The 20,739-nt window shown below is 39.8% G+C and carries 17 protein-coding genes; 12 read left to right on the forward strand and 5 right to left on the reverse strand.

Annotated elements, in window-relative coordinates; all coding sequences use genetic code 11:
• Positions 1-20: 20 nt before the first annotated feature.
• Positions 21-2,963 (reverse strand): transglycosylase domain-containing protein, encoded by a 2,943-nt coding sequence (locus CSV69_RS01080; protein ID WP_099692547.1) that lies wholly within the window; start codon positions 2,961-2,963, stop codon positions 21-23.
• Positions 2,964-3,333: 370 nt separating this feature from the next.
• On the opposite strand from CSV69_RS01080, the gene tyrS reads away from it, so the two are divergent.
• Together tyrS and CSV69_RS01090 are read left to right on the forward strand one after the other, a co-directional pair.
• Positions 3,334-4,599 (forward strand): tyrosine--tRNA ligase, encoded by a 1,266-nt coding sequence (gene tyrS, locus CSV69_RS01085; protein WP_099692548.1) that lies wholly within the window; start codon positions 3,334-3,336, stop codon positions 4,597-4,599.
• A gap of 15 nt (positions 4,600-4,614) precedes the next feature.
• A complete protein-coding gene (locus CSV69_RS01090) occupies positions 4,615-4,959 on the forward strand; it encodes a hypothetical protein (RefSeq protein WP_099624693.1) in 345 nt (114 codons plus the stop codon).
• Positions 4,960-5,114: 155 nt separating this feature from the next.
• Here CSV69_RS01090 and CSV69_RS01095 read toward each other — a convergent pair whose 3' ends face one another.
• Positions 5,115-5,531: a hypothetical protein gene (locus tag CSV69_RS01095; protein ID WP_099692549.1), complete on the reverse strand. Its 417-nt coding sequence runs from the start codon at positions 5,529-5,531 to the stop codon at positions 5,115-5,117.
• Between the two features lie 218 nt (positions 5,532-5,749).
• Between CSV69_RS01095 and CSV69_RS16590 the strand changes: the two genes are divergently transcribed.
• The 5 genes from CSV69_RS16590 to CSV69_RS01115 all read left to right on the forward strand — a co-directional run bounded on the left by CSV69_RS16590 (position 5,750) and on the right by CSV69_RS01115 (position 10,842).
• A complete protein-coding gene (locus tag CSV69_RS16590) occupies positions 5,750-5,953 on the forward strand; it encodes a hypothetical protein (protein ID WP_143560342.1) in 204 nt (67 codons plus the stop codon).
• A 514-nt stretch (positions 5,954-6,467) separates the two neighbouring features.
• Positions 6,468-7,109: an HD domain-containing protein gene (locus CSV69_RS01100; protein ID WP_099692550.1), complete on the forward strand. Its 642-nt coding sequence runs from the start codon at positions 6,468-6,470 to the stop codon at positions 7,107-7,109.
• A 344-nt stretch (positions 7,110-7,453) separates the two neighbouring features.
• Complete coding sequence (locus CSV69_RS01105) at positions 7,454-8,176, forward strand: GntR family transcriptional regulator (RefSeq protein WP_158232579.1); 723 nt, start codon at positions 7,454-7,456, stop codon at positions 8,174-8,176.
• A 122-nt stretch (positions 8,177-8,298) separates the two neighbouring features.
• Positions 8,299-9,690, forward strand: coding sequence for a YfcC family protein (locus tag CSV69_RS01110; RefSeq protein WP_099692552.1), 1,392 nt, complete (start codon positions 8,299-8,301; stop codon positions 9,688-9,690).
• Between the two features lie 60 nt (positions 9,691-9,750).
• Positions 9,751-10,842 carry an NAD/NADP-dependent octopine/nopaline dehydrogenase family protein gene (locus CSV69_RS01115; protein ID WP_099692553.1) on the forward strand — a complete coding sequence of 364 codons (1,092 nt, stop codon included), beginning with the start codon at positions 9,751-9,753 and terminating at the stop codon, positions 10,840-10,842.
• A 202-nt stretch (positions 10,843-11,044) separates the two neighbouring features.
• On the opposite strand, the gene rpsD is transcribed toward CSV69_RS01115, so the two are convergent.
• Complete coding sequence (gene rpsD / locus CSV69_RS01120) at positions 11,045-11,647, reverse strand: 30S ribosomal protein S4 (protein ID WP_085426577.1); 603 nt, start codon at positions 11,645-11,647, stop codon at positions 11,045-11,047.
• 344 nt (positions 11,648-11,991) lie between these two features.
• On the opposite strand from rpsD, the gene megL reads away from it, so the two are divergent.
• The gene (gene megL, locus CSV69_RS01125) at positions 11,992-13,182 is read left to right on the forward strand and encodes a methionine gamma-lyase (RefSeq protein ID WP_085426576.1); all 1,191 of its coding nucleotides are present in this window, start codon (positions 11,992-11,994) and stop codon (positions 13,180-13,182) included.
• A 433-nt stretch (positions 13,183-13,615) separates the two neighbouring features.
• Complete coding sequence (locus tag CSV69_RS01130; RefSeq protein ID WP_099692554.1) at positions 13,616-14,761, forward strand: baeRF3 domain-containing protein; 1,146 nt, start codon at positions 13,616-13,618, stop codon at positions 14,759-14,761.
• A gap of 44 nt (positions 14,762-14,805) precedes the next feature.
• On the opposite strand, the gene CSV69_RS01135 is transcribed toward CSV69_RS01130, so the two are convergent.
• On the reverse strand, positions 14,806-15,186 hold the full coding sequence (locus CSV69_RS01135; protein ID WP_198166214.1) for a carboxymuconolactone decarboxylase family protein: 381 nt from the start codon (positions 15,184-15,186) through the stop codon (positions 14,806-14,808).
• A 216-nt stretch (positions 15,187-15,402) separates the two neighbouring features.
• On the opposite strand from CSV69_RS01135, the gene CSV69_RS01140 reads away from it, so the two are divergent.
• A complete protein-coding gene (locus tag CSV69_RS01140) occupies positions 15,403-15,720 on the forward strand; it encodes a YflT domain-containing protein (RefSeq protein WP_085426574.1) in 318 nt (105 codons plus the stop codon).
• A 116-nt stretch (positions 15,721-15,836) separates the two neighbouring features.
• Here CSV69_RS01140 and CSV69_RS01145 read toward each other — a convergent pair whose 3' ends face one another.
• On the reverse strand, positions 15,837-16,640 hold the full coding sequence (locus CSV69_RS01145; RefSeq protein WP_085426573.1) for a S1C family serine protease: 804 nt from the start codon (positions 16,638-16,640) through the stop codon (positions 15,837-15,839).
• A 180-nt stretch (positions 16,641-16,820) separates the two neighbouring features.
• Here CSV69_RS01145 and CSV69_RS01150 point away from each other — a divergent pair, with 180 nt between their 5' ends.
• Both CSV69_RS01150 and ezrA read left to right on the forward strand, forming a co-directional pair.
• Positions 16,821-18,767 carry a FapA family protein gene (locus CSV69_RS01150; RefSeq protein ID WP_158232580.1) on the forward strand — a complete coding sequence of 649 codons (1,947 nt, stop codon included), beginning with the start codon at positions 16,821-16,823 and terminating at the stop codon, positions 18,765-18,767.
• 205 nt (positions 18,768-18,972) lie between these two features.
• Positions 18,973-20,664, forward strand: coding sequence for a septation ring formation regulator EzrA (gene ezrA / locus CSV69_RS01155; RefSeq protein ID WP_085426571.1), 1,692 nt, complete (start codon positions 18,973-18,975; stop codon positions 20,662-20,664).
• The last annotated feature ends 75 nt before the right edge of the window (positions 20,665-20,739 follow it).

A 20,739-nucleotide genomic window follows, 5' to 3' on the forward strand; every position in this document is an offset into this window, starting at 1 on the left:
ATTGTATTCCGGTTGATCCGTTATTCTTTTTCTGCAGGAGTTGCATCCGGTTTAGGTTCCGGTGTAGCTTCCGGTTTTGGTTCTGGTGTAGCTTCAGGTTTAGTTTCGGGTTTTGCTTCAGAACCGGTATCCGGTTTTGCATCCGGCTTCGTTTCTGGAGTCGATGTTCCTGGCTTTGTATCACTATTCGTCTCAGGTTTTGGCTGAGCTTTCGGTGCAGGTGCAGCATTTGTGATTGTATTGGAAGGACCTGATAACAGGCCAGTAATGTCTACTGCGCGCACATAGTACGAACCATACCCGACTTTATACGATCTGGATGCTCCGTCATGAACCGTACCGATTCTGACACCATTCTGATAGATGTAATAACCGATGACATCATTTGATGAAGAACCAGTCCATGTTAGAACGGAACCATTCTGTCCTGCTGATACTGGTGCTGGTGGTACATTGTCTGCAGGGAAGGCAGATCCTGCCACACTGCTTGAATAGGCACCACGACCAGCAAGTAGTTTAGAGGCATCTCCACCCAAACGTCCAAGCATCCGCTTGCCGTATTCAGTAGTTACGCCAATTCCACCAGATGTGACAAATTCACGCGGTGTTGAAGCTAACGCCTGATATACTTTACCGTTTACTCGAACTGCTGCAGAAGAAACAATACTATCATCTGCTTTTGTTGGAACCATCTTTTTCGAATTAAATAGATCCGAACGAACCAGTCCTGCTGCTGAACAAGCTGCTGAAGGTGCTAGACCTGAAATGCCACAGAATGAACGTGTAACAACCCCGGCAGGACGTTTAAATGTATCTCTGGCTTTGATGGTTTCAGGAATTACAGTGTTTGCTGTGTTCATCAATTGACCGTACAATCTTGCTGTCCGTTCTGATGGATGCATTTGACCACTGTTGTAGCCGTTATACAATGGTGTATTTTGGTTTTTATAACCCATCCAAACACCTAGCGATACATTCGGATTATAACCGACTAACCAAGCATCACCATAATGCTGGGATGTTCCCGTTTTAGCAGCTAAATCGGGACGGAAATTCATCAATCCAGGTAATCTCGCAGCTGTACCGTTGCCTTTTAATACATCACGCATCATATCGGTGATGATATAAGAAGTTTCCGGACTGAACACTTCAACAGGTTCCGCTTTATGTTCAAATACGATATTGCCTTTCATATCTTCAATCCGTTCAATCATATAGGATTCAATAAACTGCCCACCATTCGCAAATGTAGCGAAGGCGTTCGTATTCTCTTCTACTGTTACTCCGTGCTTCAATCCGCCAAGTGAAGCGGCAGGGATTTGAGCATCATCATCCGTAACCTTTGAGAAATTCATTTTCTTGAGGAAATCAATTGGCTTACGGTCATAGATTTGGTTATATAATCGACCTGTTGATAAGTTTTGTGAACGTGCCAAAGACTCTCTAGCAGATAGTACACCAAGCTCACGGTCAAAATAGTTTCCAGGTTTCCAACCAGACCAATTATATTTCACATCGACTAGGGGACTTCCTGCACCGATTACACCATATTCAATAGCTGGGGCGTAAACAAGTAATGGCTTAATGGAAGAACCATTTTGTCGGAAAGCTTGTGTAGAGTGGTTCAATGCTTCAAGTTCATAATCGCGCCCACCAACGAAAGAAAGTACTTTCCCTGTATGGTTCTCGAGCATCGTTGCGCCGACTTGAACAGGATTTTCTGTAGTAATCGTTTTACCTGATTCTTCATCTACTGATTCTGAAGTATACGTAAATCCGTAGTACTGGAAGATATCAGCCACTTCATTCATTTTGTCATACAAGTCTTTATTGATAGTCGAGAAGATTCGATAGCCGTCTGTTCGCATAGAACGGTCTGCCATGATTTCATATTTTTCTTTAATCTTGGAATCTTCATCAAAACGTTCTTTATCGATACCATCTTTTTCGGCTAGTACTTCCGCTAAAATTTCGATTGTGCGATTTTGAATTTCTTGTGTGACATACGGATATCGTTCAGTCGCACGTCGTGACGGCTGTCTAAAATCTTTTGTCACGTCGTAAGCCTTTGCTTCTTTCCATTCTGCGTCCGTAATATAACCTGCATCACGCATTCGGAATAGCACGGTCTTCATACGGTTTACCCCGTACATCAGCTTTTCGCGTTCCTTAATTCCTTGATTCTTACTATAAAACGGTGTGTACGTATAAGGTGCCTGCGGAATTCCTGCGATATATGCAGCTTGCGGTAAACTTAGATCAGCTGCTTTAATTCCGAAGATTCCTCGTGCTGCCGTTTCAATTCCCGCGATATTCTGTCCTGTCACATCACGGCCATAAGGAATGATGTTCAAGTAGGCTTCGAGTATCTCATCTTTCGTCATGAAGTGTTCCAAGCGCATAGCCAGCAAGATTTCTTTAGCTTTACGTTCATAGGAAACTTCATTCGTCAGAATCTGGTTTTTCACTAACTGTTGAGTTAGCGTCGATCCACCTGTTTGACTGTCCGAGTTCGTAACGTCTTGGAAGACTCCGCGGAATATTGCTTTTGGTACAATGCCTTTGTGCTCTTCGAAGTATTCATCCTCAGTGGCAAGAACTGCGTCCAATGCATATTGATTTACTTTATCCAGTGTAATTTGACGGCGCTCAATGTCCGAGTTGATCTTGCCTAGATAAATGTTGTTCGCAAAGAACATTTCAGATGTTTCTTCATAATTAAACACTTGGTCGCGAAGTTCTTCTTTTGAACGTAAGGGCTCTTTTGCGACTAGGGAAGCAAAATATCCAGCCCCAACAGAACCTGCAAATACAGCACCGATCACGGCGAAGATAATGAGTAAAATAAACAAGTTCCAAAGTACGCCGGTACCGATGCGAAGTTTTTTGGCCCAAGGCTCTTTTTTCGCTTGTTCAAACTTATCTTCAAGTTGCTTAATTCTATTATTCTTTTCGTTATTCAAAGTTTTCTCCCCCCAAAATCTTACTCATTATATCATAGATTAAACAGAAGTTATGCAATAAATGTTGACTTTCAATGGAAGATGGGTAAAATTGAACACATACGAAATTACATGTCGAAAAAACCGAAGTAGTGATAGTGAGTTCCGTCATAGAGAGACAGCGGTTAGTGGAAGCTGTTCGGTGCACTATGCATGAATTACAGTTTTGGAGTGTACGTTTTGCGCAACGTTACCTGCGCCTTAAAGCCGGAGAGTTTTCAGCTCTCAAGCCGGGTGGTACCGCGTTATGAATTAATCAACTAACGTCCCTGCATGATCATTTATTGATCGTGTGGGGACTTTTTACGTTGAAATTAGGAGGAAATGGAAAATGTCAAATGAATTAATGGACGATTTACGTTGGAGAGGTTTGCTATACCAGCAGACAAATGAAGAAGGATTAGAAAAGCTTCTTACGGACGAAAAAATTTCTTTATACTGTGGAGTAGATCCAACAGCAGATAGTATGCATATCGGTCATATCGTTCCAATGCTTACACTACGCCGTTTTCAGTTACACGGACACCAGCCAATTCTATTGATCGGTGGCGCGACAGGAATGATCGGGGATCCTTCTGGACGCTCAGAAGAACGCCAATTGCAAACGACAGATCAAATCGCGGATAATGTTCGTGGAATCAAAAAGCAGCTTGAAATGATTTTTGATTTCCAAACAGAAAATGGCGCGAAACTTGTGAATAACAATGATTGGATCGGTTCAATGTCATTGATCGAATTTTTGCGTGACTACGGTAAATTATTGAGCGTCAACTACATGTTGGCAAAAGATAACGTAGCATCACGTTTGGAACAAGGAATTTCCTTCACAGAGTTCTCGTACATGCTTATGCAAGGTGCAGATTTCAATCATCTATTCGATCACTACAACTGTCGTGTGCAAATTGGTGGATCGGATCAGTGGGGGAATATTACAACGGGTCTAGAAGTTATCCGTAAGATGCATGATGAAGAAGTAAAAGCATACGGATTTACAATTCCATTAGTCACTAAAGCAGACGGCACGAAGTTCGGTAAATCTGCTGGTGGTGCAGTATGGTTGGATGCGAAGAAAACATCACCATACGAGTTCTACCAATTCTGGATCAATGCTGCTGACGCGGATGTTGTGAAGTACTTGAAAATCTTTACATTCCTTAGCCGCGAAGAAATTGAAGCGCTAGAAGTATCTGTGCAAGAAGAGCCGCATCTACGTAAAGCTCAAAAGACACTAGCTGAAGAAATGACACGATTGATTCATGGTCAAGAATCACTTGACCAAGCGATCCGTATTTCAGCCGCATTGTTCAGCGGGGATTTAAAAGCCTTGACTGCGTCTGAAATGAAAGATGCTTTTAAAGACGTACCGACTGTTGAGATGGAAAAAGCAGATCAAAACATTGTCGACTTCATCGTCCAAGCGGGTGTATCTCCATCGAAGCGTCAAGCACGTGAAGATGTAACGAATGGTGCAATTTCCTTTAACGGAGAACGCATTACAGATACAGCGTTCACAGTAGGAGCAGAGCAACGTTTGGAAGATGCATTCACAATTGTGAGACGCGGTAAAAAGAAATATAGCATGGTGAAGTTTGTTTAATTAGGAGATAACGAATTGAAAAAGGAATATATGATGTACGCTATGACATTAGGTTCAATTGGCGACGCGATTAATGAAATGATGGATGCCATTGAGGAACAAAGTCCAGAAGGTGTCAAAGGAGCGACTAAGCTATTCGCTAATGTGGCGGCAGCCGTTAAAGAAGAAACCCCACCTGATATTTTCGCTGGTGAGCATCAAGAATTAATCGAAGCGTTCAAACTATGGAACGTAGCGAACAAACAAGCAACGGCTATGCGATCTGAAAATATCGTGGAAGCTGCATCAGCCGCGTTAAACAAGCATGAAGTTTTCATGGTAAGTATTATGGATCGGATTTATGATAAATTACGCAAATAAGTAGATTGTGGGGCATCTCTTCGGGGGTGTCTTTTTTTGCGGGAAATGAAGATTACAACTGATGGGGCCAATAAAAAGTACCTATATAATAAACAGCTAGGGTAGCATAAGCGAACAAAGAAATTTAATACATAGGTACTCTAGAACACTGTGTTTTATTGTGTTAACATTTTTTTGATCATACGAATGTCGGTGTCGTGATCGCTTACGAGGCGCTGAGTAGTGCGCAGGTCATCTAGCTTTGTTGTATTAGAGGAGACTTGTTCAGTTAAAGCATCAATTTTATGACTAGTAACGATGGAGCGCGCATCCAGTTCAAATATAGCCTGTTTCATAAATATTTGCTCTTCTTTAATAGATGAAACATCCTTTTTTAGTGTAGAGACATCAGACTTCAGTGTAGAGACATCAGACTTCAGTGAAGAGACATCAGACTTCAGTGAAGAGACGTCAGACTTCAGTGAAGAGACATCAGTCTTTAGCGAAGAAACATCAGTCTTAACACCGAAAAAATCCTGTTCAATATTTGTTACTTTATCAACCAAAAGTTCAAGAAGTTCTCGATCTGTCATAGAAATCCTCCTTTTAATTTTTTATATGTGTTTTTTTATAATAAACGTCTACTGGAGATTTAAATACTCTATATGTGTTTTTTATCTTATCATGTTTCGAATAACTTGTAAAGAACGTACATTCGTAATTAATATAGTGTAATTGGAATTTAATCGAATGAATAAAAGGGTTTTCAATCTTTATGTCGAATAATAAGATTTAGAGGGACGTGAAAATTTTGAAAAAGTACAGAGTACATTATCACTTTGCTAACGCTGGAAATATTTTAAGAATAGTAGAAGCGATAGATAAAGAAGATGCTTTAAGTATAGCTACAAATTCTAGAAGTAACGATATCGTTTTTACAGATAGTAAAGGAACGTTATATTGTTTCTATTACAGAGACGTATTATATGTTTCAGTTACAGAAGACGAAGGATAAACGGTACAATACCATTTTTATACAAATTAAGAACGCCATTTTCCACGGGCGTTCTTTTTCATTTGATATTTTTATAAAATAATCAGTCAGCCATTGCATGTCGAATGTAAGCAAGCCATCTGTCGGTTTTGAACAACTTCATGTGTCGGTATTGCACAAATGCATCTGTCAGTTTGGGGCATACCAATAACCAAATAACTTTAAATAACTTTAATAATAAGAATAAAGATCTAGTCGTGTGGAAAAAAACATTTCCACACCTTCTATCCTTTTCGCATTTGGACTCTATATAGGGGGCAGAGAGTATCCTCGTTTCGAAATATGTATGCAGAACAAATGATAAGAGTCCTGTAACTCCATTGTGCAAATACGTGATAGTAAGCATACTTCATTGGGGATAGGGAATAATATTAAAGACCAGAGTTAAAGAGTGTACAGAAACAATATAAATTTACCGAGAAGACTATGATGTAGTATTTAATTACTAACAGAAACTCGTTAGGAGATGAGGACAATGGGGATACATCAATACTTTAAAAGTTTATCAGATTTAGAACAGATTATTAGATGTCCGGGGAAATTTAAATATCAAAAACATTCAGTTGCCAGCCATTCATTTAAAGTAACAAAAATTGCTCAATTTCTTGGGACGGTAGAAGAGAAAGTTGGCAACAAAATAGATTGGAAGCTTTTATATGAGAAGGCTTTGAATCATGATTATGCGGAACTTTTCACTGGTGACATTAAAACACCTGTAAAATATGCATCGAAAGAGTTGAAGAAATTATTTAGTGAAGTAGAAGAAGAGATGACGAAAAACTTTGTGGAAAAAGAAATTCCTGCGGAGTTTCAGAGTATTTATCTAGAACGTTTTAAAGAGGGGAAAGATGATTCGTTAGAAGGCCGAATTTTATCGGTTGCGGATAAAGTGGATTTGCTATATGAATCGTTTGGAGAGATCCAAAAGAATAATCCTGAACCCTTATTTTTAGAAATCTACGAAGAAGCACTCACAACCATTTTGCAGTTTCAAGATATGCACTGTGTCGAATACTTCCTCGAAAATATACTTACGGATATGTTGAGCGAACAATTTACAGAACATGATGAATTGAAGGGTATTACATTGCGGATCATGGAAGAATATTGTGACTAGGGTGGAAGGCTATGTAGATTACTTACATTCGATATATTGTTCAAATTGTATAAACTACATTTTATATCGCTTTCATTAATTTCACTAATAGCAAAACAAACTGCATTCTATGAGAGAGACATGTTCAAAATGTCGATCTGATAGGATGCAGTTTTTTAGTTCATTTTGAATAAATTTTACCCCGCTTCTTATTAACGTAATCACTTGAATCATATAATGACTTCCTTGCTAGTTTCAAAAAATATTATTGAAAACGTTTTCAGAATTATCTTTACAACGTATTATTGAGTTGCTATAATCTGAATAGTTATAACATTATACTCTACTAGAAAGGGATGTCTTGTTTGAAAATTGATAAGTCAGCTGCGATTCCACTGTACTCGCAAGTTGAAAGTAAGTTAGAAGAACATATTGTTTCTGGTATTTGGGATGTAGGGCACCAACTACCAACCGAAACGGAATTAGCTAGCTTGCTGGATGTTAGTAATATTACTATTAAACGAGCGATTATGAACCTTGTTGATAAAGGGTTGCTTGTTCGCCAACGGGGGCGTGGAACATTTGTAACGGGTGAGCAGAAGGAGAAGAATATTCATAAGTCTGAGTTTATAAGGATGGATGAAGAAGTCAGTAATAGCCACGATCTACTTTGCAATGAATATCATAAAAAAAATCCTAGTATTGCCAAAAGGTTAGAAAAGACAGTGGATACAGAGTTTGTTTATTTAGAACGTGTCGGATACGAAGATGGTGAAAAGGTGTCGTTGGAATATACGTACATTCCTCAAAATATCTGGCCAGCAGAAGAGCGGATCGAAGATGAAAATGTGTTTATTTATGATGTATTAAAAACTATCTGTGGGATTACTTTAAAAAGATCGAAAAACTACTTTTCTGGTGCGGTGGCAAATGAAAAAGAAGTGGAGTTGCTAGGGGTTCGCCAAAACACACCTCTTTTTGTGTGGGAACGAATTACGTTTTCGGACACGGATGATGCAGTCGAATATTCAAAGTTTGTCATGAAGCAAGACAAAGACAAGTATTATTTAGAACTGAATTTGACATAATTGTCTAGATACTATGCATTGCATAGTTTTCTATAGTATATAATGTTATAACATTATACTTTAATAAATAACTATACTCTCAAATAGCTAAGTACACTAACTACGTAAAGGACGTGGAGAATATGAAATGGAAAGTTAAGCCACCTACGACAACTGCTTTACTTATGTTTATGATCGTTATTGTTGCTGCGCTTACATACATCGTACCTGCAGGACAATTTGATCGGGCGTTGGATGAAAAAACAGGACGGGAACTTATCATTGCCGATAGTTTCAATTATACAGAGCAAACACCTGTAGGGGTAGGGGGGATTCTTTCGTCTGTATTTGGTGGAATTGTTGGTGCTGCTGAAATTATTGCGTTTGTTTTAATTGTGGGTGGAGTATTCGGGGTTATCGTGAAAAGTGGGGCGATCAATGCAGCTCTCGCTAGATTAATTCATCGATTAAAAGGAAAAGAGTCGATATTCATTATCATTGCAATGACAGCGTTTGCAATGGGAGGCGCTACGTTTGGAATGGCAGAAGAAACACTACCATTCGTCGCTATTGTTTTAGCGGCAACAATTGCGATGGGATATGACCGTATTGTTGCGGTGTCCATCGTTGTGGTAGGCGTGTATGCTGGGTATTCTGCAGGTCCATTAAATCCCTTTAACGTAGGTATTGCTCAAGGGATTGCTGAGCTTCCTTTATTTTCAGGTATTGGGTTAAGAACCATTCTTATGGTTGGTGGACTCATAATTGCGATTCATCATACATTGCGCTATGCGAAAAAGGTCAAGTTGAACCCATCTACTAGTTTGTTAGTCGGTGAAGAAGAGGTTGAGACAGATACCACGTTGCTTGAGAATCTGACAATGACTAAACGTCATAAATGGATTATGGCGATTCTCGGCCTGTCATTAGTAGCTCTAGTGTTTGGTGTTCTAAAGTACGGTTGGTATTTAGGAGAAATCTCCGCTCTTATGCTTCTGATGGGAATTGTCATCGGAATGATTGCGTTTAATGGTAGTTTTAATCAGTTTACAGATGAGTTTATGAAAGGTGCGGCAGAGATGACAGCAGCGGCACTGATTATTGGGCTTTCACGGGCAATTCTCGTTGTAATGGAAGAAGGACAAATTATTGACACGCTAGTCTATGCAATATCTGTGCCACTTGGAAATCTCCATAGTGTATTTGCGGCATGGGGTATGTATATTTCACAAGGGTTGATCAACTTTGTTATACCATCTTCGACTGGGCAAGCAGCCGTAGTCATGCCGATTATGTCTTCTATTAGTGATGTCATTGGGATTAACCGTCAAATTGCTGTTCAAGCATTTCAGTCTGGAGATGGATACTGGAATATGATCACACCTACACATCCTGTCTTAATGGCTGCACTTGGAATTGCTGCAGTACCATTTGGAAAATGGGTTCGTTTTGCGGGACCGTTGGTGTTGAAGTGGACGGTCTGGGTCATGATTATATTGGCTATCGGTGTTTGGACAAACTGGGGTCCGTTTTAATTTTAAAAAATAATGAATGATAAGCGTAATTTTGTAAATATCAGACTGGAGTGATTTTAGATGAATAAAACATTGAAATGGACGATTATTGGTGGAGGAAACGGTGGACAGACTACAGCAGGACACTTAGGAATGATGGGGTTTGATGTGACGATTTACGATATATTTGAAGAAACGATCGAAGTAATCCAAGAACAAGGCGGCGTGTATCTCGAAGATGCATTAACGGGTTTTGGAAGTGTATCATGTGCTACTACTAATATAGAAGATGCACTAACAGGCGCGGATGTTGTTTTTGTGACGGTGCCAGCCACTGCTCATGCCTCTGTTGCTAAATCATGTGCACCTTATTTGCAGGATGGTCAAATCGTTATCTTAAATCCCGCTGCTTCATTCGGATCCCTTATATTTAGAAAAGTATTAGACGATGCTGGATGTACTGCTGACGTAACTCTAGGAGAGACGAATACGTTGCTGTATGGTTGCCGCATTATAAAGCCTGGTACGACGCAAGTATTTGGGTTAAAGAATCGTATTTTAACGGCGGCGTTACCTGCTACAGAAACAGATCGGGTTGTAGCAATATTGCAAGAAGCATTCCCGCAATTTGAAGCATGTGACAGTATACTAGTCACTAGTTTTGATAATACAAATCCTATTTTACATCCAGCTACGACTCTGTTTAATACAGGAGTCATTGAATCAGATCAAGAATGGCGTTTCTATGTAGATGGATTCACGCCCAGCATTGGAAAATATGTAGAGAAAATGGATGAAGAACGCTTGGCGATAGCTAAAGCATTAGGTTTGGATTTACCATCTTGTTTGGAACAGTTAGAAATCGAGTATGATGTGTTTAAAGAGACGTTAGCAGAATCAGTCAGCAGTAATCCGGTTTATCAAGACATCGGCGGACAACATACGTTAGAGACGCGCTACCTAACAGAAGATATACCGATGGGGCTAATTCCGTTCATTGAACTTGGAAATATGTTAGATCTTCCGACAATTCATATGCAAACTGCAGCAACGATGGGGCAGCTGTTGTTAGGAAGAAGTCTAATGGAAGACGCGCGTACGCTTGAAGCGTTAGGTGTAAAAGGTATGACGGTTGAGGAGATTCTCGAATTTGTGCGTACAGGTCGGAAATAAATATACTGATAGGGATCCTCGTTTTGAGGATCCTTTTTGCTTGGGGAAAAGAGTATGCCTTTATATAAAGACGGAACTTTTCGAATGGCGCATTTCGTGTTCATAATAGATTCAAACAAATTTTGACCTACAAAGGTGTTTAGTAGAATACAAAAAATCCCGCGAGCCGAGAAGAATCTCAGCCAACGGGATTTTATTGTTATTAACGAGAGTAGAATTCAACGATCAATGCTTCGTTGATTTCAGCAGCTAATTCGCTACGCTCTGGAAGGCGTACGAATGTACCTTTTTTCGTTTCTTTATCGAAAGTAACGAAATCTGGTACGAAGTTGTTGATTTCTAGAGCTTCGTCAATTGCGTTCAAGTTTTGAGACTTCTCACGAAGAGAGATTTCAGAACCTGGCTTAACTGCGAATGAAGGGATGTCAACGCGCTTGCCATCAACCAATACGTGACCGTGGTTAACTAGCTGACGAGCTGCACGACGAGTGCGTGCAAGACCCATACGGTAAACAACGTTATCCAAGCGAGCTTCAAGAAGGATCATGAAGTTTTCACCGTGAATACCTTGCATTTTACCAGCTTTGTTGAAAAGAGTGCGGAATTGACGTTCGTTAACTCCGTACATAAAGCGTAGTTTTTGTTTTTCCTGTAATTGCATTCCGTATTCGGAAAGTTTTTTGCGTTGGTTTGGACCGTGTTGTCCTGGTGCGTATGGACGCTTTTCAATTTCTTTACCAGTGCCTGTTAGTGAAATACCTAAACGGCGTGACAATTTCCAAGATGGACCTGTATATCGAGCCATGAGAGACTCCTCCTCTGTTGGTTTTATTTTGTTGTAAAATAAGACCAGATATGTTCAATCCATCTGCCATTCTATAATCTTGCAACTTCGCCCCTGCAGCCTCGAGGTTACGTGGTGCACCTTTAAAAAGGAATAGACTGGACAAAATAGAACACATAACTGCTGCGAATATTTTACACAAAGATTAGCATACCAATTTATTGCCTTTAGGTCAAGCGTTATATATAGAAGGTAGAGAAAAGATATTGTTCTTTCGTTTTTTTACTAATCGATGTACACTAGATTAGAGAAGGATTAAGCGCATTCATTCGTTTATGAATAAGGTAGAACTAGGAGGAATCGATATGCAGAAGAATACTAACTGGCATAAAGAAACAGCAATGATTCATGAAGGATACGACAGCAAAGATCATCAGGGAAGTTTGGCTGTGCCACTGTATCAAACCTCAACCTACGTATTTGATTCAGCTGAACAAGGAGAGCGGCGTTTTGCTGGTGAAGAAGCAGGAAATATTTACTCGCGTCTAGGGAATCCGACAGTAGCGGTACTTGAAGAACGTATCGCCAAGATGGAAGAGGGAGCAGCAGGTCTTGCATTTGCTTCTGGTATGGCAGCGGTTAGTGCAGTGCTGGTTCATTTGACAAAAGCAAATGAACATGTGATTTGTTCACGTGGAATTTACGGCTGTACATTCGGATTGCTGAAAATCTTGGAAGAGAAATATAATATCACACATGATTTGATTTCGATGAAAACGGAAGAAGAGATAGAAAAAGCTGTGAAGCCTGAGACGACATGTATATATGTAGAAACACCAATTAACCCCACGATGGAATTAGTTGATCTAGAAGCAGTAGTGAATGTAGCGAAGCGCCACAACTTGAAAGTGGTAGTGGATAATACATTCTGTTCACCTTATATTCAAACACCACTATCATTCGGCGTAGATTTCGTACTGCATAGCGCGACGAAATACATTAATGGACATGGCGACGTGATCGCAGGTTTGTTGGTAGGTAAAGATGCTGATGAGATAGCGAAAATGCATGGTACAGTCTTAAAAGATTATGGTGGCATCATTTCGCCGTTTGATGCATGGCTATTATTGCGAGGTATTAAGACCTTGCCTATTCGTATGGAACGACATTCATCCAATGCAAAGATCCTATTCGAGTATTTAAAAAAACATCCGAAAGTAGAAGATGTATTCTATCCGTTTGATGATCAGCATCCGCAGTTTGAGATTGCACAAAAGCAGATGAAGTTAGGTGGTGGATTGATTTCCTTTACGATTAAAGGTGGAAAAGAAGAGGCTCAAAAGTTGCTGAATCATTTAACGCTAATCAGATTGGCTGTTAGTCTAGGCGACGCGGAGACACTTATGCAACATCCCGCTACTATGACACACTCAGGTGTGCCGAAAGAAGAGCGTGAGAAGATGGGCGTGTCTGATACGTTACTACGCTTATCTGTAGGTCTTGAGCATATGGATGATATCATGGCAGACTTAGATCAAGCGTTTGAAGCCATTTGAATTGAAAAAAGCGAGCGTCCCATATCGGGGAGCTCGCTTTTTGTAATAGGATCTCTAATGTTACGTTTGACAACGATTATGTGTGTTGATTTATATAGCATGTAGATTCTGATTGGACCTCTTTTGCCGCGGTCGTGTTCTACTGGTTGTTTCCCTTAAGCAACGCAAACCCTACCTACTTTTGCGTCCTTGCGACCCTATAGTCGCGCCAGTGATGAATAAGTGTTCCGAATAAACATCTGCAGAACGCCTTTTGTTACGTCAGATCTGTTATCAATCCCAAACAATAACTATACACGAATTGTGATTTTTTGTCAAGGCCTTGCTCTCCTCCTATAAATAAACAAATAGTTTACAAACAAGTGAATAGGGAACAAGTTAAATAGAGCCTGTTGTTGTTGTCTACAGGAAAATATTTATTGGAGGGATTAAGATGAACGTAGAGATTGTAAACGAATTTCCCCATAAGTTTTTGATGGAGCAAGCGGAGACATGCATCTCCATTTATCAACCGACCCACCGGTATAGACCTGAAAATCAACAAGATCCGATACGTTTTAAAAATTTATTACAGAATGTACATGAAAAGTTATCAAAAAACCATTCTGCCGATGAAGTGAAAAGTTTATTGGCTCCACTTGAGAAGCTTCAAGGTGAGCGTCCATTCTGGGCACATGCAGGAGATGGACTAGCGTTATTCGCAACGAAAGATCGTATTATTGCCTATCGGCTGCAACGTCCCGTGCCTGAACTGGCGATTGTATCTGATAGTTTCCATATTAAACCGCTTATTCGTGTATTCCAATCTGCAGATCGCTATCATCTACTCGGCGTGAATAGACAAGAGTTTAAACTGTTTGAAGGGAATCGCTATGGCGTAGAGGAAGTAGAGATCCCTGAAGAATTAGCGAAGACGAAAGCAGAAGCGATTGGTGATCAAGTGACCGAGTCATACTTAGGCACTGGCAACTCAGGTGGTGCTGGAACGGCGATGATGCACGGTCACGGAGGTAAGAAAGATGAAATAGATATCGATATTGAACGTTACTTCCGATATGTAGATCGAACGGTTGCAGAAAACTACTCTAAACCAATGGATCTCCCGCTTTATTTAGTAACACTTGGCGAATATCAGACGCAATTTAAGGAATTGAGTCATAACCCGCATTTGCAAGCCGATGGTATTAAATCCGACTTTGATGCGCTAAGCCTAGAGCAGTTACGTAAAATGGCTTGGGAAATAGTCGAACCAACGTATTTGCAGAAGACAAAAGATTTAGTGGAGAACTTTGAAAATGCTAAAGCAAGTGATCAAGGTTCAGCAAACATTGAAGAAATTGCCAAGGCAGCGAGTGAAGATCGTATTAGACGACTTGTATTGGAAGACGGTTATCTATATCCGGGTAAAATTAATTTAGAAACAGGAGAAATCCAGACGAAAGATTTGGAAGAAACTGCAGTGGATGACGTGCTAGATGATTTAGCGGAAATCGTTTTTAAAACTGGAGGAGAAGTAGTCGTTCTTCCGAAAGAACGTATGCCTGTCGAAACAGGCGCAGCTGCTATCTTTAGATGGTAAGAACAAAATGCGGGCAAGAGATATCTCTTGACCGCATTTTTCTATCATTTTTCTTGTTCAAGTATGTCTTTAGCAGCAGTTAACGCAGTTTGTACTCGTGGGAATCCAACGTATGGAATGAGTTGCATCATGCTTTCCACAATTTCCGTTTTAGTCAAACCTACTGTCAATGCTCGTTTAACATGCGTTTGGATTTGCGTAGTCGCTCCCTGTGTGACAAGTGATGAGAGTGTCACCAATTGTCGTTGCTTGCTGTCAAGTCCAGATCGTGAATAAATCTCACCATACGCAAACTCCACTATGTATTTCCGTAAATCTGGCGCCAGTTCTTTTAATGCGTCCGCCGTCATCATACGTTCGGCTTCTTCTTCACTCACATACTCCCTGATCTTCTCTAAACCCGCTTCAATACGTCCTGTCGACAATGAAATAGCCCCCTTGTTTTGTAAATGAACAATAAAGAAAGTATAGCATATTCTGACTATTATTTTGTTTTTCTGTCTGTAAAATACGCACTTCTTATCAGTTTAAATTCAAGCAATGGTTCGAAGGATGTGAAAATCAACGTTATTGTTTAAAAATCGCTTAGAGTAGGTATAGATGAGTAGAACGAATACAAATATATGTGGAGGTAATGACAAATGAATAAGTTTTTCCTAGAGAATGCGGTACAAGCAAAAAAGAAGATTGAAGAATTGGTAGCACAAGGCTACACACATGAAGAAATCTTCATTTTCGCACATAGCGAAGATCGTGAAGACAAAATTTCGGATGCACTTGATTCAGAACAAGTAGGTATGGCGGAAATGGGCTTCCTCAATGCGATGAAGAACATGTTCACATCACGTGGCGATACATTGCGCGCGCAGATGCAAGCAATTGGCCTATCAGAAGCAGAAGCTGAAGAAGGCGAAAGCGAACTGGATAAAGGCAGACTATTACTAGTCGCTAAAAAGTAAGATTCTAAAAAACCGGTAAAAGGATATTATTCCTTTCACCGGTTTTACTTTTGTGTACACATCTCAAACTACTACGAATTTATCTGCAATGTAAATCCCATACCACTTTCTAAAACTTATCTTCCTTCATTAGCCATTGCATCATAATAAGCATCTACAGGAATGAACAATCCAACCTTACCATGTGTTTCCTCATCTAGCGTAGCAAATACAATACCAATTACTTTACCTTCTTCATTAATAACAGGACTTCCGCTATTACCTCTATAAACAGGCGCTTTTATCATCACAACAGGAATATCCCAATCGGACAATTGTATGTAATCAATTGTGTGGCCTTTATTCGCTATTCCGGAAAAACTTAACGGATTCCCTATAAATGTGATCGGCTCCTGATCGTAAAACATCGTTTCTTTTGCCAATGTTAAATGAGGGAGGTCCGTTCCATTTACTTCCAATATCGCTAGATCGATATTTGGAAACACGTTTGTAACATTTGCGGTAAATCGTTGACCGTCAGGAAAAGAGACAATCATCGATTCATTTCCTTCGACTACATGATAATTCGTGATAATCGTCCCTTCTTCATTGATAGAGAAGCCTGTACCTTTTGTATTCTCAGTAGCAACTACGACGACTGCTTCTTTATATTCTGCTATTTGTGGATCAGAAGATAACTCTGATGATGCTTTTAAAAATTCTAACGCAGGGATTGAATAAATTTGAAAGACAATGGCGAATGTGCTGAGTGCCAAAGTAGTTGCCATGATCCAGAACATCCACTTTGGGAAGGGGCGGTAGGTGCGTCGAACATTTTTTTCAGCAGCTGCTTTTTCTAACGCTTCACGCTGTGCGTCGAGTACTAAATCTTGCAGCTCATCATCATCCAACTCTTCTTGATACGGATCTTTATTATCCACTATTCCCACCTCTTTCTCGTACATAGTTTACCAGATAATGAACTCAAAGGAAGCGTGCAGAACTTTAAACGTAAAATCATAGTTGCTAGGATTGAAAAGTTTGAAAATATAGTTATTTAGAATCTGTTATATGCTATACTATATATGAAGATAAATGCCTATATGAATGGAGGTGGAAACATGGCCAGATCCATTACAACGCAAGCCGAAACGGTAGCAGAGGCGATCAAAGAAGCACTGGAGATTTTGCAACTGACGATGGATGACGTGCATGTCCATGTAAAACGGCCCGCAGGTACATCGATGTTCGGTTTGAGAAAAGTGCTAGCAGAAGTCACAGTCAATGAAAAAGAAAAAAAGGAAAGTGTTCATGAGCAAGCAGAAGAAATCTTGGCAGGTGTTCGAGTTCATAATGAAAGATTAGAAGTTCGGTTCGGAAAACTAACCTATCCAATCATTGTTCCTTCTATAGGTGTCGAACTACGGATCAACGGAACGGAGTGCACAGAGCGAACGATTGTATTGTCGACAGATAGTGTAGAATGCAGTGCGCGTTCAGAAGATGTAGCTGCACATTTTGTGATACGTCTAGATGAAGATCTTATGGTTGCAACCGCTGTCGTGACACCAGGAAAGAGAATTACTCGTACGTTGCAGGATTCACCATGGAAACAAATCCTGAATATACAAGTATCTGAAAAAGTAGATGTATACAATGAACTGACCACAGAACAGCTAGTGGAAGAATTGAATAGTATGGGAATTGATACGGGTATTTCCTTGAATGGTATTCGGCAAGCCGTGAATACGTTGGAGTATACAGAGATTATCGTGGCGAGAGGAATTCCTCCTATAGAAAGTCAGGATGCCCGACTCGATATTCACCTGAACTTCAAAAAGATAGAGGAAGACGAAGAGGAATTGGTTGATTTTCGAGAACATAATTTCATTCCAACGGTCAAGGCAGGTCAGCTTATTGCGACATATATCCCAGCGGTACAAGGGAGTAACGGCAAGAATTTGAAAGGTGAAACGTATAAAGTAAAACCGCCTAAAGATATTATCGTGCGTCCCCTTGATACTGTAGATAGTGTCGTGCATAAGCTATATGCGAAAATTGACGGAAGACCCGTTATTGAATGGCGGAGTAAGCTTGCAAAAATTTATGTGAATCGAGAATATCGTCATGCATCCGATGTGAATTTGGAAAGTGGCAATATTCATTTTGAAGGGGACGTATGGATTGGGGGTAGCGTCCATCCGTCTATGTTTATCGCGGCTTCTGGCATCATAACAATTATGAAAAATTGTACGAAGGCTTCCATTCGTGGGACTAAATCGGTATTCATACAAGGCAGTATATTTTCTTCTACCGTTACGGTAGGCATTCAGGAAAAGGTTATTACCATGATGGTCAATGATTTAACGGAGGTTTTGCTCTACTTACGCAATATTGAATCGGCACTCGTTCAGATCTTTACATTACGTAATGAAGATCCAGAGGAAGTTGCACCTTTTATATTGAAACAAGTCATTCAGTTATTATTGGAACAAAAGTATAGTGATTTCACAGAATTGAATAAACATTTTATTCAATTAGTGAAAAACCATACGAGACGATTAGATAAAGAGTGGATAGCTTTTGCCGATCGATTGTATCTGCTATTTATCGACCCGCTACGAGAGGAACAAACGAACATCCTGTATTTACGTAAATTGATTAAGGAAGCAAATAATTTACTAGAAGTATACAGCGAAGAAATCCGGCCAGAGTCCGTATTGCAAGCTACATTCGCATTGAATAGTATTTTATATAGTAATGGAGATATTCATATTCGTTCGAAAGGTGTCTATAATTGTTCCGTTACGGCACTACATGATATTACGATTAAAGGTGTCTGTCGGGGCGGGGAAGTCATTGCAGGAAGACATATTGAATTAGATGAAACAGGATCAAATGCTGGTGTGAAAACATTTATCCAAACAAATGAAGAAGGAAGCATCCATATCGCAAAAGCCTATCCTGGGACATTGATTCAAATTGGATCGCAACGCCATGAATTTTTGCAAATTCGTCAACAAGTAACAGCAAAATTGAATGAACAAGGCCTTCTATCCATTACGTAAATAAAATAGACGCAAAATTTGTAGAGAAAGAACATAAAAATGTGTGGATCCTTCCTGAATTCTCCCAAGATGTGATAAAAAGTTCGTTGTTTTTTAAAAAAGATGTGAATAGAAGACGAAAATGCTTTAAACATGTTACGATATACTATAATATCTAAAGTAGTCACTTTATGCGCGAAGTGTGGGATAGGGGGATCATAGCGAGATGATATACATCATCATTCCATTAGTTATCATCATTGTTTTAACGGTGATGGCATTTCTGTCTAGGCGAAAGCATATACAAGAAATCAGTGAAATGGAACAAGAAAAATTACAAATTCAAAGCGAGCCAATATTCGAAGAAATGACGAAGGTAAAGCAGTTGAATATGACGGGCGAAACAGAAGAAATGTTCGAGAGATGGCGCAACACTTGGACTGAAGTAGTCGATGATCGTCTTCATAACGTAGATTTGCTTTTACTGGATGCTGAAGGGCAAGTAGATCGTTTCCGTTTTAAGAAAGCTACGGAAACAGAAAAACAAATCCGCGAAATCTTGAATGAATGTGAAAAAGAGATGCGAACGATCTTGCAGGAACTAAACGAACTGATTGGTAGTGAAGAAAGAAATCGGTTCGAAATAGAAACGGTAAAAGAACATCACCGTGCAGCGCGCAAAAAGATCTTAGCTCATCAGTACGCATTCGGACCGGCAGTGGAGCCTTTAGAAAAAGAGTGGGAATCCTTTAATCCAAGATTTGAGGAGTATGACGCACTTATCGAAAATGGTAATTACCTACAAGCTCGTGAAATAGTTATTGTGTTAGGAGCAAAAGAAGAACGCTTTTCGTTTTTACTTGATGAGATTCCTACATTACTTAATGAGTTGCAGACGAAAATACCTGCAGCATTGCGAGAAATGCGAAAAGGGATCATCGAAATGGAAGGTCAGGAGTACTATCTAGGACATCTGAAAATGCCTTCACGTTTCGACAAAATCGAACAACAAATTGCGGATCTTCGACAGTTATTAGCGCGTTTGGATGTTGAAGAAGTAGCAGCGGAAGTGAATGAAATTCATGATGAAATCGAATCATTCTATGATGTGTTGGAAGAGGAAGTTAGCTCCCGTCATTACGTAGATGAGCATTTGGATCAAATGTTGGATCTGTTTGAAGAGCTTCAATATGCAATTCCAGATACGATTGAAGAAGTGAAATTCGTTCAGCAAAGTTATCGTTTGAATGAAAACGAGGTTATTATTCCACAAATGGCATTGCAAAAGTTGAACGCATTGGCGAAACGAATAGAAATATTCATCGAACGTCAGGACGCGAAAAACTTAGCTTACTCAGCTCAACAAATCGAGTTGCAAGAGCTAGTGGAAGAATTGGATGCAATCTCTGAAGCACATTCTAAGTTCAGTAACCGCATCAAAAACCTTCGCATTGACGAAAATCTTGTACGCTCTCGCATTGTGACACTTGCACAACAACTTCAAATTGCAGATCGTAATTTACACCGTGCCAATATCCCAGGAATTCCTGATGATATGAATGTACAACTTGAAGAAGCTGATGAACAAATTTTTATCGTGAAACAAAGTTTAGAAGAAGTGCCGCTTAATATGGCATTGGTTGAATCATATGTTCAAAAAGCAGATGCCGTCGTCACAGATGTCTGTGCGAAAGCTGAAGACATGATTGAAAATGCATTGCTTGTAGAACGAATCATCCAATACGGTAACCGTTACCGTGCGTCACATCCTGAAGTTCACAATAAATTGTTAAAAGCAGAAGAGTCCTTCATGCAATGCCGCTACTTAAGAGCATTGGAAGAAGCGGGTACCGCGGTTGAAGAAGTTGAACCAGGAGCCTTGAAAAAAATTCAAGGTATGATTCAGGTCAAAGCCTAACTATATTCCGACAAAGCCACCGGTTTTCCGGTGGCTTTGTTTCGCTAAATCCCAAGGAAAAGAGAGGGTTTACAT

Source organism: Sporosarcina sp. P26b, from assembly GCF_002743245.1.
Lineage (GTDB): Bacteria > Bacillota > Bacilli > Bacillales_A > Planococcaceae > Sporosarcina > Sporosarcina ureae_C.

Bases quoted from the DNA above. Each gene is read 5' to 3' on its own strand.
- tyrS (WP_099692548.1), top strand. From the start codon at position 3,334: ATGTCAAATGAATTAATGGACGATTTACGTTGGAGAGGTTTGCTATAC.
- CSV69_RS01095 (WP_099692549.1), bottom strand. From the start codon at position 5,531: ATGACAGATCGAGAACTTCTTGAACTTTTGGTTGATAAAGTAACAAAT.
- CSV69_RS01100 (WP_099692550.1), top strand. From the start codon at position 6,468: ATGGGGATACATCAATACTTTAAAAGTTTATCAGATTTAGAACAGATT.
- CSV69_RS01110 (WP_099692552.1), top strand. From the start codon at position 8,299: ATGAAATGGAAAGTTAAGCCACCTACGACAACTGCTTTACTTATGTTT.
- CSV69_RS01115 (WP_099692553.1), top strand. From the start codon at position 9,751: ATGAATAAAACATTGAAATGGACGATTATTGGTGGAGGAAACGGTGGA.
- rpsD (WP_085426577.1), bottom strand. From the start codon at position 11,647: ATGGCTCGATATACAGGTCCATCTTGGAAATTGTCACGCCGTTTAGGT.
- megL (WP_085426576.1), top strand. From the start codon at position 11,992: ATGCAGAAGAATACTAACTGGCATAAAGAAACAGCAATGATTCATGAA.
- CSV69_RS01130 (WP_099692554.1), top strand. From the start codon at position 13,616: ATGAACGTAGAGATTGTAAACGAATTTCCCCATAAGTTTTTGATGGAG.
- CSV69_RS01140 (WP_085426574.1), top strand. From the start codon at position 15,403: ATGAATAAGTTTTTCCTAGAGAATGCGGTACAAGCAAAAAAGAAGATT.
- CSV69_RS01150 (WP_158232580.1), top strand. From the start codon at position 16,821: ATGGCCAGATCCATTACAACGCAAGCCGAAACGGTAGCAGAGGCGATC.
- ezrA (WP_085426571.1), top strand. From the start codon at position 18,973: ATGATATACATCATCATTCCATTAGTTATCATCATTGTTTTAACGGTG.